General features: G+C 58.7%; 14 protein-coding genes. 2 read left to right on the forward strand and 12 right to left on the reverse strand.

Annotation, left to right across the window (positions count from 1 at the left end):
- Positions 1-73 precede the first annotated feature (73 nt).
- Positions 74-991 (reverse strand): sulfate adenylyltransferase subunit CysD, encoded by a 918-nt coding sequence (cysD, locus tag K5D32_RS00195; RefSeq protein ID WP_025261761.1) that lies wholly within the window; start codon positions 989-991, stop codon positions 74-76.
- Positions 992-1,150: 159 nt separating this feature from the next.
- On the reverse strand, positions 1,151-1,909 hold the full coding sequence (locus tag K5D32_RS00200) for a Nif3-like dinuclear metal center hexameric protein (RefSeq protein WP_025261762.1): 759 nt from the start codon (positions 1,907-1,909) through the stop codon (positions 1,151-1,153).
- Between the two features lie 110 nt (positions 1,910-2,019).
- On the opposite strand from K5D32_RS00200, the gene algW reads away from it, so the two are divergent.
- Positions 2,020-3,183 carry a Do family serine endopeptidase AlgW gene (gene algW, locus K5D32_RS00205; protein WP_221578367.1) on the forward strand — a complete coding sequence of 388 codons (1,164 nt, stop codon included), beginning with the start codon at positions 2,020-2,022 and terminating at the stop codon, positions 3,181-3,183.
- A gap of 70 nt (positions 3,184-3,253) precedes the next feature.
- On the opposite strand, the gene hisC is transcribed toward algW, so the two are convergent.
- The 10 genes from hisC to K5D32_RS00255 form a co-directional block, all read right to left on the reverse strand.
- Entirely contained in the window at positions 3,254-4,306 is a 1,053-nt protein-coding gene (gene hisC / locus K5D32_RS00210) for a histidinol-phosphate transaminase (protein ID WP_221598975.1), read from the reverse strand.
- Positions 4,306-5,652 carry a histidinol dehydrogenase gene (gene hisD, locus K5D32_RS00215; RefSeq protein WP_221598976.1) on the reverse strand — a complete coding sequence of 449 codons (1,347 nt, stop codon included), beginning with the start codon at positions 5,650-5,652 and terminating at the stop codon, positions 4,306-4,308. The genes hisC and hisD overlap by 1 nt, the downstream gene beginning before the upstream one ends.
- 123 nt (positions 5,653-5,775) lie before the next feature.
- On the reverse strand, positions 5,776-6,411 hold the full coding sequence (gene hisG, locus K5D32_RS00220; RefSeq protein WP_025261766.1) for an ATP phosphoribosyltransferase: 636 nt from the start codon (positions 6,409-6,411) through the stop codon (positions 5,776-5,778).
- Positions 6,412-6,560: 149 nt separating this feature from the next.
- Positions 6,561-7,826 (reverse strand): UDP-N-acetylglucosamine 1-carboxyvinyltransferase, encoded by a 1,266-nt coding sequence (murA, locus tag K5D32_RS00225; RefSeq protein ID WP_198723694.1) that lies wholly within the window; start codon positions 7,824-7,826, stop codon positions 6,561-6,563.
- Positions 7,827-7,848: 22 nt separating this feature from the next.
- Positions 7,849-8,088: a BolA family protein gene (locus tag K5D32_RS00230; protein WP_025261768.1), complete on the reverse strand. Its 240-nt coding sequence runs from the start codon at positions 8,086-8,088 to the stop codon at positions 7,849-7,851.
- Between the two features lie 114 nt (positions 8,089-8,202).
- On the reverse strand, positions 8,203-8,508 hold the full coding sequence (locus K5D32_RS00235) for a lipid asymmetry maintenance protein MlaB (protein ID WP_221598977.1): 306 nt from the start codon (positions 8,506-8,508) through the stop codon (positions 8,203-8,205).
- A complete protein-coding gene (locus K5D32_RS00240) occupies positions 8,505-9,158 on the reverse strand; it encodes a phospholipid-binding protein MlaC (protein ID WP_221578363.1) in 654 nt (217 codons plus the stop codon). The genes K5D32_RS00235 and K5D32_RS00240 overlap by 4 nt, the downstream gene beginning before the upstream one ends.
- A 10-nt stretch (positions 9,159-9,168) precedes the next feature.
- Positions 9,169-9,636, reverse strand: a complete 468-nt coding sequence (gene mlaD / locus K5D32_RS00245) for an outer membrane lipid asymmetry maintenance protein MlaD (protein WP_025261771.1) — start codon at positions 9,634-9,636, stop codon at positions 9,169-9,171.
- A complete protein-coding gene (gene mlaE / locus K5D32_RS00250; protein ID WP_025261772.1) occupies positions 9,636-10,433 on the reverse strand; it encodes a lipid asymmetry maintenance ABC transporter permease subunit MlaE in 798 nt (265 codons plus the stop codon). The genes mlaD and mlaE overlap by 1 nt, the downstream gene beginning before the upstream one ends.
- Positions 10,433-11,242 carry an ATP-binding cassette domain-containing protein gene (locus K5D32_RS00255; protein ID WP_025261773.1) on the reverse strand — a complete coding sequence of 270 codons (810 nt, stop codon included), beginning with the start codon at positions 11,240-11,242 and terminating at the stop codon, positions 10,433-10,435. The genes mlaE and K5D32_RS00255 overlap by 1 nt, the downstream gene beginning before the upstream one ends.
- A 317-nt stretch (positions 11,243-11,559) precedes the next feature.
- Between K5D32_RS00255 and K5D32_RS00260 the strand changes: the two genes are divergently transcribed.
- Positions 11,560-12,534: a KpsF/GutQ family sugar-phosphate isomerase gene (locus tag K5D32_RS00260; RefSeq protein ID WP_221578362.1), complete on the forward strand. Its 975-nt coding sequence runs from the start codon at positions 11,560-11,562 to the stop codon at positions 12,532-12,534.
- Positions 12,535-12,586 lie beyond the last annotated feature (52 nt).

The following is a 12,586-nucleotide window of genomic DNA, read 5'->3' on the forward strand; positions in this document are numbered from 1 at the left end:
GGCGGCAACCTGCAAAACCCTGAAGCTACGCAATGTGCTTCCAACTTGCAGCTTGCCGCTTGTAACTTGAAGCTTAGAAATACCCCTGCCGTTTCTTTTCTTCCATCGAGCCTGCGCCGTCGTGGTCGATGACCCGGCCCTGGCGTTCGGAAGTTCGTGTCAGGAGCATTTCCTGGATGATGTCGGTCAGGCTCGTGGCTTCGGATTCGACGGCACCGGTCAGCGGGTAGCAGCCGAGGGTACGGAAGCGCACTTTCTTTTTGACGATGCGGGCCTTTTCCTCGTCGGTGAGGTGCTCGAGGATACGATCGTCGTCGATCATGATAAGGGTGCCGTTCTTCTCGATGACGTCGCGCTCGGCAGCGAAATACAGCGGCACGATCGGGATGCCTTCGAGGTAGATGTACTGCCAGATGTCCAGCTCGGTCCAGTTCGACAGCGGGAAGACGCGGATCGACTCGCCTTTGTTGACGTTGCCGTTATAGACGTTCCACAGCTCGGGACGCTGGTTCTTCGGGTCCCAGCGATGCTTGCTGTCGCGGAACGAGTAGACACGTTCCTTGGCACGGGATTTTTCCTCGTCACGCCGGGCGCCGCCGAAAGCTGCGTCGAAACCATGCTTGTCCAGTGCCTGCTTCAGGCCCTCGGTCTTCATGATATCGGTGTGCTTGGCGCTGCCGTGGGTGAACGGGTTGATGCCCTGCGCAACACCATCCGGGTTGACGTGGGTGATCAGGTCCAGGCCCATTTCCTCGACCATCTTGTCGCGGAAGCGATACATTTCCTGGAATTTCCAGCGGGTATCGACGTGCATGACCGGGAACGGCAGCTTGCCCGGGAAGAAGGCCTTGCGCGCCAGGTGCAGCATCACGGCAGAGTCCTTGCCGATCGAGTACAACATGACCGGGTTGTCGAACTCGGCGGCGACCTCGCGGATGATGTGGATGCTTTCCGCCTCCAGCTGTTTCAGATGCGTCAGTTTGTCAACCATGGTTACTCACGGAGTGCAATCGTTGTGGGCCGGGAAAAATCCCCCCGGGCGGCCAGCGGGCCGTATTCGAGCCGCGCACTTTATCATGAGGCATACCGCAGGATCAGCGCGCCTGATAGATCGAAACGATCTATCCATATAGCCTCATGTTTGGATCTATCAGATCGGATTCGGGCAATCGATGAAAATATGCTCCAGGGCAAAACGTCTCGCCAGATAGTCACCCAGTGCCTGAACACCGTAGCGCTCGGTTGCATGGTGCCCGGCCGCAATAAAGCTGATGTCGTTCTCCCGGGCGCTGTGAAAGGTCTGCTCCGAGGCCTCACCACTGAGGAACAGATCCACGCCTTCAAGCACAGCCTGATCGATGTAGCCCTGGCCACCACCGCTGCACCAGCCGACACGGCGGATCATCTGGCTGCCTTCGATCAGCAGGGGTTCACGCCCCAGTGCGTCCTGCACGCGACGGGCAAAATCACGAGGCGTCATCGGCTCGGAAAGAGAGCCGACCAGACCGACCACCTTGGGATTCTCCGGGTCCAGCGGCCCTTCGACCGTGATATCCAGCTGACGAGCCAGTTGCACGTTATTGCCCACATCCGGGTGTACATCCAGCGGCAAGTGATAGGCCAGCAGGCTGATGTCGTGCTTGAGCAAGGTCTTCAGGCGGCGCTGCTTCATGCCCACGACACAAGGGTTTTCGCCCTTCCAGAAATAGCCATGGTGAACCAGGATCAGGTCGGCCTGGGCTTCGACAGCAGCATCCAGCAAAGCCTGGCTGGCCGTCACGCCGCTGACGATGCGCATGATTTGCGGCCGGCCTTCGACCTGCAAACCATTGGGGCAGTAATCCTGAATGCGGGCACTGTTGAGATAGCGGTCGGCCTCTTCGACCAGGGTACTCAGGGCAACAGCCATAAAAGACTCCTAAATATGCAGTTCAGAGCTGCTTTGTGCTCGTATAATGCCCGCCATTATGGCGCACTCGTGGAAAATTCTTTGCGCCTGTAACCATCAGGACTTGCTCAATGTTAAAGGCACTGCGCTTTTTCGGCTGGCCATTGCTGGCTGGCGTGCTCATCGCCATGTTGATTATCCAGCGTTACCCGGAATGGGTCGGGCTGCCCAGCCGTGATGTAAACCTGCAACAGGCTCCCAAGACCACCGTGGTGATGCAGGGGCCGTCGTCGTATGCCGATGCAGTGAGTGCCGCTGCGCCAGCAGTGGTCAATCTCTACACCACCAAGATGGTGAACAAGGGCAACAACCCCACCATGTTCGAGGACCCTCAGTTCAGAAGGTTCTTCGGCGATAACGCTCCCAAGCAGAAACGCATGGAATCGAGCCTCGGTTCAGGCGTGATCATGAGCCCCGAAGGCTACCTGCTGACCAACAACCACGTCACCACCGGTGCCGACCAGATCGTGGTCGCCCTCAAGGACGGCCGCGAAACCATCGCCCGGGTCATCGGCAACGACCCTGAAACCGATCTGGCGGTGCTGAAGATCGACCTGAAAAACCTGCCATCCATCACCATTGCGCGCTCCGACGGCATCCGTATAGGCGATGTGGCGCTGGCCATCGGCAACCCGTTCGGTGTCGGCCAGACCGTCACCATGGGCATCATCAGTGCGACCGGCCGCAACCAGTTGGGCCTCAACACCTACGAAGACTTCATCCAGACCGACGCGGCCATCAACCCCGGCAACTCGGGTGGCGCGCTGGTGGATGCATCCGGCAACCTGACCGGCATCAATACCGCGATCTTCTCCAAGTCAGGGGGCTCCCAGGGCATCGGCTTTGCGATCCCGACCAAACTGGCGATGGATGTCATGAAGTCGATCATCGAACACGGTCAGGTGATTCGTGGCTGGCTGGGCATCGAAGTTCAACCGCTGACACAAGAGCTGGCTGATTCCTTCGGTTTGAAAGATCGTCCGGGGATTGTGGTTGCAGGAATCTTCCGCGATGGCCCGGCACAGAAAGCCGGCCTGCAACTGGGGGATGTGATCCTGAGCATCAATGGCGAACCGGCAGGTGATGGTCGACGTTCGATGAATCAGGTGGCGCGCACCAAGCCCAAGGACAAGGTTGCGATTGATGTCATGCGCAATGGCAAGGAGTTGCGCCTGAGCGCCGAAGTTGGCCTGCGCCCACCACCGGCACCGACGCCGGCAGTGAAGGAACAGTAAAACCAGTCTTCACGAATGAATTCGCTCCCACAGAGACTGCACAGTAGGAGCGAATTCATTCGCGAAAGGATCAGATCCCGCTCAACCCATCCAGCAACGCCTGATTCTGCTCAGCCGTACCGATGCTGATGCGCAGGAACTGGGCAATCCGCTCCTGCTTGAAGTGACGCACGATAACGCCCTGCTCGCGCAGCTTCGCCGCCAGGCCAGCCGCATCGTGTTTCGGGTGGCGGGCAAAGATGAAGTTGGCCGCCGAAGGCAGCACTTCAAAGCCAATAGCTTCCAGCTTCTCGACCAATGCCTCACGGCTGGCGATCACCGCATTGCGGGTGAAGTCGAAGTGCTCCCGATCTTCAAAGGCTGCGGTCGCACCGACAATCGCCAGACGGTCCAGCGGATAGGAGTTGAAGCTGTTCTTGACCCGCTCCAGTGCCTCGATCAGATCCGGATGCCCGACCGCAAACCCAACCCGCAGCCCGGCCAGTGAGCGTGATTTCGAGAGGGTCTGGGTCACCAGCAGGTTCGGATAACGATCAACCAGTGCTATCGCTGTCTCGCCGCCAAAGTCGACATACGCCTCATCGACCACCACCACCGAATCCGGGCTGGCCTTGACGATCTGCTCGACCGCGTCCAGCGGCAGCAGGCAGCCGGTGGGTGCGTTAGGGTTAGGGAAGATGATCCCCGCATTCGGCCTGGCATAATCAGCCACGCGAATCTGGAACTGTTCGTCCAGTGCGACAGCATCATAGTCAATGCCGTACAGGCCGCAGTAGACCGGATAGAAGCTGTAGCTGATATCCGGGAACAACAGAGGCTTGTCGTGCTGGAACAGCGCATGAAAGATGTGCGCCAGCACTTCGTCAGAACCATTGCCCAGGAAAACCTGATTGGCCTGCACGCCGTAATAACCAGCAACAGCCTGCTTGAGCAGGTCGCTGTTGGGGTCCGGATACAGACGCAGGTCATCGGTCAATGCTGCACGCATTGCCTCAAGCGCCTTGGGCGAAGGCCCGTAAGGGTTTTCGTTGGTGTTGAGCTTGACCAGCCTGGTCAGCTTCGGCTGCTCACCCGGCACATAAGGCACCAGACTGCTGACGAAAGGACTCCAGAATTTACTCATTACTTGCCCTCCTCTGTGCTGCCCGCACTCCAGTTGGTATCCGTGATCCGGTACTCGGCACTGCGAGCGTGGCCGGTCAACGATTCGCCACGAGCCAGGACCGAAGCGGTCTTGCCCAGCTCGGAGGCACCTTGCGGCGAGCAGTAGATGATCGATGAGCGCTTCTGGAAGTCATAGACGCCCAGCGGCGAAGAGAAACGCGCAGTGCCGGAAGTCGGCAGCACATGGTTCGGACCGGCGCAGTAGTCGCCCAGCGCCTCGGACGTGTGACGCCCCATGAAAATCGCACCGGCATGGCGAATCTGCGGCAACCAGGCTTCAGGGTCGGCGACCGACAGCTCGAGGTGTTCCGGCGCGATGCGGTTGGCGACATCGATGGCTTGCTGCATGTCGGCCACCTTGATCAGGGCACCACGGCCATTGATCGAGGTTTCAACGATGGCGGCACGCTCCATGGTCGGCAGCAATCGGGTGATACTGGCGGCCACCTTGTCGAGGAACCCGGCATCGGGGCTGACCAGAATCGCCTGGGCATCTTCGTCGTGCTCAGCCTGGGAGAACAGATCCATGGCAATCCAGTCCGGATCGGTCTGACCGTCGCACACCACGAGGATTTCCGAAGGCCCGGCGATCATGTCGATCCCGACCTGACCGAATACATGGCGCTTGGCAGTGGCGACATAAATGTTGCCAGGACCGACGACTTTATCCACCTGAGGCACGCTTTCAGTGCCGTATGCCAGCGCGGCAACGGCCTGTGCGCCACCAATGGTGAAAACGCGATCGACACCCGCGATGCAGGCAGCAGCCAGCACCAGTTCGTTGATCTCGCCGCGCGGGGTCGGCACGACCATGACCACTTCAGTCACGCCAGCCACTTTCGCCGGAATGGCATTCATCAATACCGATGAAGGATAAGAGGCCTTGCCACCCGGCACGTACAGACCGGCACGGTCCAGCGGCGTGACTTTCTGGCCAAGCACCGTGCCATCGGCTTCGGTGTAGCTCCAGGAGTCCTGCTTCTGCTTTTCGTGGTAGCTGCGCACCCGAGCGGCAGCCGTTTCCAGCGCCTGACGCTGGGCCGGGGAAATGCGTGTCAGCGCCAGTTCCAGGCGCTCGCGAGGCAGGATCAGGTCAGCCATCGACGCCACTTGCAGGCCATCGAAACGCTGGGTGAACTCGACCAGGGCCGCGTCACCACGCTCACGCACCGCCTTGATGATGTCGAGCACACGCTGGTTGACCGAATCGTCAGACACACTTTCCCAGCTCAGCAGATGATCCAGATGTCGTGCGAAATCCGGGTCGGCAGCATCGAGTCGGCGTATTGCAGTGGGAGTGGTCATAGCGATATCTCAATAAGTGGCGGATGCTCAGGTGCCATAAGCTACCAAGCTATCCGCGCAGGCACCTGAGAAATTTGGCTATGACACGGATAGCTGGGCGCGACTCGAAGGCCGCGCAATCGATCAGCCGCGGTGTCGCGACTCTACTGCCTTGCGCAGAGTGTCGATGAGCGCCTGGATGCGCGCATGCTGCATTTTCATGGAAGCCTTGTTCACCACCAGACGCGAACTGATGGTAGCGATCAGTTCCTGAGGCTCAAGACCGTTGGCACGCAAGGTATTGCCCGTGTCGACCACGTCGATGATCTTGTCGGCCAGGCCGATCAGCGGTGCCAGTTCCATCGAGCCATACAGCTTGATGATATCGACCTGACGGCCCTGCTCGGCGTAATAACGCTTGGCAACATTCACGAACTTGGTCGCCACACGCAGGCGGCCTTTGGGCTCGGCAGCACCAATGGCTCCAGCGGTCATGAGCTTGCACTGGGCAATCTGCAGATCCAGCGGCTCATACAGCCCCTGGCCGCTGTACTCCATCAACACATCCTTGCCCGCGACACCCAGGTCGGCAGCGCCATGCTCGACATAGGTCGGCACATCGGTAGCGCGCACGATCAGCAGACGTACGTCGTCCTGAGTCGTGGGGATGATCAGCTTGCGGCTCTTGTCCGGATTCTCGGTTGGCACAATGCCCGCTTCGGCAAGAAGCGGCAGTGTATCGTCGAGGATACGGCCCTTGGACAGTGCGATGGTCAACATGGAAAACGTAAGTCCTTATCAGGAAACTTTTGCTCCGGGCAGACGGCCCGAAACAACACTTGAGCCCGACATGACGGGCTCAAGGTGAAACGAATCAGAAAATCACACTGCGGATTCCACTGCCCGAAAGGCAGTGGAATCCCATGCTGCTAGCCCGGAACGCGACGGATCTTGGCACCCAGCATTTGCAGCTTCTCTTCGATGCACTCGTAACCACGGTCGATGTGGTAGATGCGATCGATCAGGGTATCGCCCTGGGCAACCAGCGCCGAGATCACCAGACTGGCCGATGCACGCAGGTCGGTCGCCATCACTGGCGCGCCCTTGAGCACTTCGGTACCGGTCACGATTGCGGTGTTGCCTTCCACCTGGATGTGCGCGCCCATGCGATGCATTTCATAGACATGCATGAAGCGGTTTTCAAAGATGGTTTCGATCACTGCGCCAGTGCCTTCCGCGATCGCGTTGAGCGAGATGAACTGCGCCTGCATGTCGGTCGGGAACGCCGGGTAAGGCGCGGTACGCACGTTGACCGCCTTGGGGCGCTTGCCGTGCATGTTCAGCTCGATCCAGTCTTCGCCGCTGGTGATTTCAGCGCCCGCTTCCTGAAGCTTGAGCAATACCGCTTCGAGGATGGTCGGATCGGTGTCCTTGACCTTGACGCGGCCACCGGTGGCAGCAGCGGCAACCAGATAAGTACCGGTCTCGATGCGGTCAGGCATGACCTTGTAGGTCGCAGGCCCCAGACGCTTCACACCGTCGATGGTGATGGTGTCGGTACCGGCGCCCTGGATTTTCGCACCCATGGCAATCAGGAAGTTCGCCAGATCGACGACTTCAGGCTCGCGGGCGGCATTCTGCAGAACGCTGCGGCCGTTTGCCAGGCTGGCAGCCATCATGATGTTCTCGGTACCGGTCACGCTCACGGTATCGAAGAAGAAGTTGGCACCACGCAGGCCGCCTTCAGGGGCCTTGGCCTTGATGTAGCCGCCTTCGACATCGATGATTGCGCCCATGGCTTCAAGGCCACGGATGTGCAGGTCGACCGGACGCGAACCGATGGCGCAACCGCCAGGCAATGCGACTTCGGCCTCACCGAAACGGGCAACCATCGGGCCCAGAACCAGAATCGACGCACGCATGGTTTTAACCAGTTCATACGGCGCGACCAGGGTCTTGATGGTACGCGGGTCGATCTCGACGCTGAGTTTCTCGTCGATCACAGGCTCGATGCCCATACGACCGAACAGCTCGATCATGGTGGTGATGTCGTGCAGGTGCGGCAGGTTCTGAACGACTACCGGGCCATCGGCCAGCAGCGTAGCCGAGAGAATCGGCAGGGCAGAGTTCTTTGCCCCGGAAATGCGAATTTCGCCATCAAGACGAACGCCGCCGGTAATAATCAATTTATCCATTAGAATCTCGACACCAATTGGCTCAGGTGCGCTCGGCCCAGGCAGCGCGGCTGAAAAATTTCATAGTGACCGCGTGGATGCTGCCATCGGCAATCCAAGGGTTCAAATGGGCATAGATGTTTTGCTGACGCTTGACGGGGCTCAGGCTGGCCATCTCGTCACTGATGATATTCAGCTGGAAATTGCAGCCTTGGCCTTCAACTTCCACCTGGATTTCGGGCAGCTTTCCTTCAAGGAAGCTCTTAACTTCTACAGCCTGCATGCTTAACCTCGATCGGCGCCCTGTGCGCGCGGGTCGGCCATCATACAAAAAAGCCCATGCTATGCGAACCCCAACGAAGGGGTGCCAGACAAAGGGCTTTCCCGATAACCGCTATTAATGAATATCCAAAAGCTCGCTCAAGCCGGATACACGGGCAATTTCCTGCATATCCTCGGGCAATGACTGCACGCTGACCGACTTGCCCGCATCACTGGCGTCACGCATGAACGCCAGCAACAGGGCAAGCCCTACGCTGCTGGACTTCACCACGCCGGAGCAGTCCAGAATCAGGCTCGGCGCATCGCTGGACTTGATGAGGGCCGCGCCCTGCTTGCGCAGTTGCGGCCCGCTACGGTAATCCAGCACGCCCGTCAGCTGCAATTGCCCCGGCGAACCAAAGCGTACGGCAGACTCGCTCATTGCGCAGACTTCTGCGCAGCTTCAGTCGTCACTTCCTTGGCCTTGGCGACTTCACCTGCCCAGCCATCGATGGTCTTGTCCAGGTCGTTGCCATTACGCTGCATGGCATCGGCGAACTGGTCACGGAACAGCTTGCCGATGTTGATGCCATTGATGATCACGTTACGTACTTTCCACTCACCGTTGATTTTCTCAAGGGTGTAGGAAACCGGATAAACTGCGCCGTTGTTGCCTTTTACCTGCATATCGACGCTGGTGCGATCAGCGCCCTCATCCTTGGCAGGAGAAACGATAATGCCCTGATTGTTGTATTCCAGCAGCGCATTGCCATAGAACTGCATCAGGCTGCGCTTGAAGTTTTCCTGGAAACGCTGCATCTGCTCAGGCGTAGCCTTGCGCGAATACTTGACGGTCATGATGCTTCTGGAAATGCCGTCAGCATCCACGACCGGGCCAACGATGCGGTTCAAGGCATCGTAAAACGCGCCTGGATTGGATTTGTACTGCTCTTTGTTGCTGGCCAGATCGCTCAGCAACTCCTTGGTGGTGCGATCTACCAGGTCATGAGCGGACGGAGTTGCCGCCGCATTTGCCATCATCGGCAGCACGGCCAGCAACACCAGCAGACCACGGCGCAGGATAGAGATCATTTAAAGCTCCTCATTTGGCTTCTTTACTCACGGTATTGAGCAGGAATTTCCCGATCAGGTCTTCCAGCACAAGCGATGACTGCGTGTCATGGATCGTGCTGCCGTCCTTGAGCAGGGACTGGTCACCGCCCACGCTGATACCAATGTATTTTTCACCGAGCAAGCCGGAAGTCAGGATCGAAGCGGTGGAGTCAGAAGGCAGGTTATCCACCTTTTTCTGGATCTCCAGCGTTACACGACCGGTAAAGGTGTCACGATCCAGATCGATTGCCGTTACCCGGCCGATCGGCACACCCGCCATGCTCACCTTGGCTCTGACAGTCAAACCGGCGATATTGTCGAAGTATGCGTAAAGTTTATAGCTGTCATTGGTCGCACTGGCGCTCAAGCCGCTGACACGCAGGGCGAGCAATAGCAAAGCCAGTATCCCGGCCAGCAGGAACAGGCCGACACCGGTTTCGATTGCACGGTTTTGCATCAGAAATCTCCAAACATCAAGGCGGTCAGAATAAAGTCGAGGCCCAACACTGCCAGTGAGGCATATACAACCGTTTTGGTCGTGGCGCGGCTGATCCCCTCGGAAGTGGGTTCACAGTCATAGCCCTGGAAAACAGCGATCCAGGTCACCACGAAGGCAAAGACGACACTTTTGATAACACCATTGAGCACATCACTGGTGAAGGAAACGCTGCTCTGCATGTTCGACCAGAAGGAGCCTTCATAGACACCCAGCCAGTCGATTGCGACCCACGAGCCCCCCCAGATTCCGACCACACTGAAGATGATCGCCAGCAGCGGCAGGGAAATGAACCCGGCCCACAGACGTGGTGCAATGATGTACTTGAGAGGGTCGACACCGATCATTTCAAGGCTGGACAACTGCTCGGTGGACTTCATGTTGCCGATTTCCGCCGTCAGTGCGGAACCGGCACGCCCGGCAAACAGAAGCGCTGTCACCACGGGGCCCAACTCGCGCAGCAGGGTCAGGGCGACCATCTGGCCTACCGCCTGCTCCGAACCGTATCGGGCCAGGATACTGAAACCCTGAAGGGCCAGTACCATGCCGATGAAAATGCCCGACACGACGATGATGACCAAAGACATCACGCCCACCGAGTACAACTGTTTGATCAGCAGCGAAAAACCGCCGCCGATCCCGCCACGCCCCAGTAAGGCATGGCCCAGAAAGATGCCGGATCGCCCCAGCACTGCAACGGTATCAATGGCCGAACGCCCGAACAGGCGAATACGGTCCAGCAATGACTTATTGCGCATCAGCGCTTCCCCAAAAGATCTTCACGAAAATCCGGTGCCGGATAGTGAAACGGAACGGGGCCATCCGGCTCGCCGGTCATGAACTGACGAATGCGCGGATTATCCGAGGACATCAGTTCCTGCGGCGTACCCTGCCCCAACACCTGTCCGTCTCCGACGACGTAAAGGTAGTCCGCGATACTTGCTGTCTCGGAAAGATCATGAGACACCACGATACTGGTGATCCCCAGCGCATCGTTGAGCAAGCGGATCAGACGCACCAGAACGCCCATGGCTATCGGGTCCTGCCCGACAAAAGGTTCGTCGTACATCAGAATCTGCGGATCGAGGGCGATAGCACGGGCAAGCGCCACACGACGCTTCATGCCACCGGACAACTCGTCGGGCATCAGCTCGAGCGCACCGCGCAAGCCCACTGCCTGCAACTTGAGCAGGACAATGTCGCGGATCATCTCTTCCGGCAACTGGGTGTGAACGCGCAAGGGAAAGGCGACGTTCTCGAAAACATCGAGATCGGTGAACAAGGCGCCGCTCTGGAACAGGACACCCATGTTCTTGCGCGCATCGAACAGGTCGCTGCGTGACAGCTCGGGCAGGTTCTGGCCATTGACCCAGACCTCGCCCGAACTTGGCCGCAATTGCGCTCCCATGAGCCGAAGCAAGGTCGTCTTGCCACAGCCGGACGGCCCCATGATCCCGGTGACCTTCCCCTTGGGAATACGAATATCGACATCAGTGAATATGCTGCGCGTGCCGCGTTTGAAGGACACTCCTTTCAAATCGACCGCGTAGGCGTCATCGGCGCTCATCTAAACTCCTTGCGATACAGCTTCTCCCTTCTCCTGCCTGGCTCTCGCGAGACACAGACAGCACGGGCCAGCCGAACAAGCCGCGCACTATATCACCGCAGCAGCACGCCACCCAAGAAGAGAACCTGTTTGTTAGATACCCCACAGCACCTTGCAGACACCCTGTGCATGCTGAAATAAACCTGAGAACAGCCCTTGCAATAACCACGAAAGGCTGAACAAGCCACTCCAGATACAACTCCATGACGATCAGACGTGAGGGAATCGTACATTACCGCTATAATCGCCGCCTTTCAGCAAGCCGACTAATTCAAGATATGACCCGATCCAGCGACCTGACTCAATCCGCGCAACGAACCATCCGCCTCGAAATGGAAGCCATACAAGGCTTGCTCGGCCATCTCGATGCCGATTTCGTGCGCGCGTGCGAAATGATTCTGGCCAGCAAGGGACGCGTCGTAGTGGTCGGCATGGGCAAGTCCGGACACATCGGCAGAAAGATCGCCGCGACCCTGGCCAGCACCGGCACGACCTCTTATTTCGTGCATCCCGCCGAGGCCAGCCATGGCGACATGGGCATGATTACCCGCGACGACATCATTCTGGCCCTGTCCAACTCCGGCACGACCAATGAAATCGTTACCCTGCTGCCACTGATCAAACGCCTGGGTATCCAGATGATCAGCCTGACGGGCAACCCGAACTCGGTCATGGCCAAGGCGGCCGACGTCAACCTCAACGTCCAGGTGGAACACGAAGCCTGCCCGCTGAACCTGGCACCCACGTCTTCGACTACCGCCGCCCTGGTCATGGGCGACGCCCTGGCCGTTGCCCTGCTCGAAGCTCGCGGCTTCACCGCAGAAGATTTCGCGTTCTCGCACCCCGGCGGCGCACTGGGCCGACGCCTGCTGCTCAAAGTCGAGAACGTCATGCACACTGGCGACGCCCTGCCCAAGGTTCAGCGCGGCACCCCGCTACGCGATGCACTGCTGGAAATGACCCGCAAGGGCCTGGGCATGACCGCAATCGTCGACGCCGACGGCAAGCTGGCCGGAATTTTCACCGACGGCGACCTGCGCCGCACCCTGGATCGCCCGATCGACATTCGCGAAACCACTATAGATGAAGTCATGACCCTTCATGGAAAGACGGCCCGCGCAGACATGCTCGCCGCCGAAGCCCTGAAAATCATGGAAGATCACAAGATCGGCGCGCTGATCGTCGTCGACGCCGATGACCGCCCGACCGGCGCCTTCAACCTGCAGGACCTGCTGCGAGCGGGTGTCATGTAATGGCTACTCTTCTGCTCTTTATGAATCAGGAACAAATCACCTGCCGGGGCAA

Source organism: Pseudomonas cichorii (genome assembly GCF_019719005.1).
Taxonomy (GTDB): Bacteria; Pseudomonadota; Gammaproteobacteria; order Pseudomonadales; family Pseudomonadaceae; genus Aquipseudomonas; species Aquipseudomonas cichorii_E.

What these genes read in the sequence shown, in the direction of transcription:
- mlaE (WP_025261772.1), bottom strand. Translation starts at nt 10,433, where the DNA reads ATGCGCAATAAGTCATTGCTGGACCGTATTCGCCTGTTCGGGCGTTCG.
- K5D32_RS00255 (WP_025261773.1), bottom strand. Translation starts at nt 11,242, where the DNA reads ATGAGCGCCGATGACGCCTACGCGGTCGATTTGAAAGGAGTGTCCTTC.
- K5D32_RS00235 (WP_221598977.1), bottom strand. Translation starts at nt 8,508, where the DNA reads ATGAGCGAGTCTGCCGTACGCTTTGGTTCGCCGGGGCAATTGCAGCTG.
- K5D32_RS00230 (WP_025261768.1), bottom strand. Translation starts at nt 8,088, where the DNA reads ATGCAGGCTGTAGAAGTTAAGAGCTTCCTTGAAGGAAAGCTGCCCGAA.
- hisD (WP_221598976.1), bottom strand. Translation starts at nt 5,652, where the DNA reads ATGACCACTCCCACTGCAATACGCCGACTCGATGCTGCCGACCCGGAT.
- cysD (WP_025261761.1), bottom strand. Translation starts at nt 991, where the DNA reads ATGGTTGACAAACTGACGCATCTGAAACAGCTGGAGGCGGAAAGCATC.
- hisC (WP_221598975.1), bottom strand. Translation starts at nt 4,306, where the DNA reads ATGAGTAAATTCTGGAGTCCTTTCGTCAGCAGTCTGGTGCCTTATGTG.
- algW (WP_221578367.1), top strand. Translation starts at nt 2,020, where the DNA reads ATGTTAAAGGCACTGCGCTTTTTCGGCTGGCCATTGCTGGCTGGCGTG.
- K5D32_RS00200 (WP_025261762.1), bottom strand. Translation starts at nt 1,909, where the DNA reads ATGGCTGTTGCCCTGAGTACCCTGGTCGAAGAGGCCGACCGCTATCTC.
- murA (WP_198723694.1), bottom strand. Translation starts at nt 7,826, where the DNA reads ATGGATAAATTGATTATTACCGGCGGCGTTCGTCTTGATGGCGAAATT.
- K5D32_RS00260 (WP_221578362.1), top strand. Translation starts at nt 11,560, where the DNA reads ATGACCCGATCCAGCGACCTGACTCAATCCGCGCAACGAACCATCCGC.
- hisG (WP_025261766.1), bottom strand. Translation starts at nt 6,411, where the DNA reads ATGTTGACCATCGCACTGTCCAAGGGCCGTATCCTCGACGATACACTG.
- K5D32_RS00240 (WP_221578363.1), bottom strand. Translation starts at nt 9,158, where the DNA reads ATGATCTCTATCCTGCGCCGTGGTCTGCTGGTGTTGCTGGCCGTGCTG.
- mlaD (WP_025261771.1), bottom strand. Translation starts at nt 9,636, where the DNA reads ATGCAAAACCGTGCAATCGAAACCGGTGTCGGCCTGTTCCTGCTGGCC.